We start from the raw sequence: 1,185 nt of genomic DNA on the forward strand, positions 1-1,185 counted from the left end.
GCATCAAGCGATACTGCTTCCTTCGTTTCTTCCAGTAGCTTCAGCACTTCCTCTTCGGTAAAGCCAAAGTATTGCCCGTAGTCTTCTCTCAATAACGAGTACACCTCTATGTTGTTTAATCCAGAAAATAAACTCTCCTGAGAGATACGAGTGATTCCTGTGACCACTGCCTTTGTCAGATACCTATTATCCTTTAATGCCTGCCCTAGTATACCACGCATTAACTCTACCATCTTCTCATAGTATTTGTGCAGGTAAGCCTCTTGTATTGGTGTGTCGTATTCGTCTATTAGTATGATTGGGTTCTTCTCATACTTCCTATACATATACAGGCACAACCGCCTAAGTGCTGACTTGATATCAGATAGCTTCCCTTCTCTGTTCATTAATGCCTTAAAGATCCTTGCCTCACTATCTGATAGCAATCCATCTACTTCAAGTAAATACCTGTGTACTTCATACAGCTCCATAATAAGACATACAATATCCTCGTATGCTCCTCGGTATGTAGACTGCTTCACATCCTTGAACGATATGAATATCACTGGATACTTATGCTGATGCTCCTCACAAAAAGCTTTATCTCGCCCTATATTTAGCTTCTCAAACAAATCCTCATCTTTTGGCTGATTATGATCTAAAAAGTAGTACAACATAGACAGATTGAGTGTCTTTCCAAATCTTCTAGGCCTGGTGATTAAAATCACCTTAGCCCCATCTTCCAACACTTCTTTGATTAAAAGAGTCTTGTCAGTAAATACATACCCGTCTCTTACTATTTCTCTAAAATCGCTGACTCCTACCGGTAGTTTGTATTTCATAATTTTAACTCGCTTCTTATTTGTGCTCTAACAAAAACTTTTCACTCACCAAACACAGCTGCTTTCCGCAAAACGCCAACCCTATAGCCAATACCTCATTCACTCCGTTTTGCTTAAAAAGCTCCAAATATTGCTTATCTTTTACCTGCTTCAACCCTTCTTGCGCCTTTGCATTTAGCTTTTTTGAGTCGTTTGTTGCTTTGAACTCCAGCAAGATACCAGCTCTTCCACTCTGCTTTGGAAGCATCACTACGTCAAACCTTCCAAGCCCCGATTCTTGATTGGACCGTATGTAGTATTCTCCTCTTAATCCTACTACTAGTCCCAATATAAACACGTGAAATACTTGTTCAGGCGTATTCTC

General features: G+C 40.0%; 2 protein-coding genes. Both read right to left on the reverse strand.

Annotation, left to right across the window (positions count from 1 at the left end; genetic code table 11):
- Nucleotides 1-821 (reverse strand): AAA family ATPase (locus tag EDM53_RS00465; protein ID WP_165379496.1); only part of this gene is annotated, 821 nt, incomplete at its 3' end.
- A 16-nt stretch (nucleotides 822-837) separates the two neighbouring features.
- The coding region (locus EDM53_RS00470) for a PD-(D/E)XK nuclease domain-containing protein (protein WP_207215382.1) at nucleotides 838-1,185 on the reverse strand (348 nt) is incomplete at its 5' end.

Source organism: Rickettsiales endosymbiont of Peranema trichophorum (genome assembly GCF_004210275.1).
Classification (GTDB): Bacteria; Pseudomonadota; Alphaproteobacteria; order Rickettsiales; family Midichloriaceae; genus RICK02.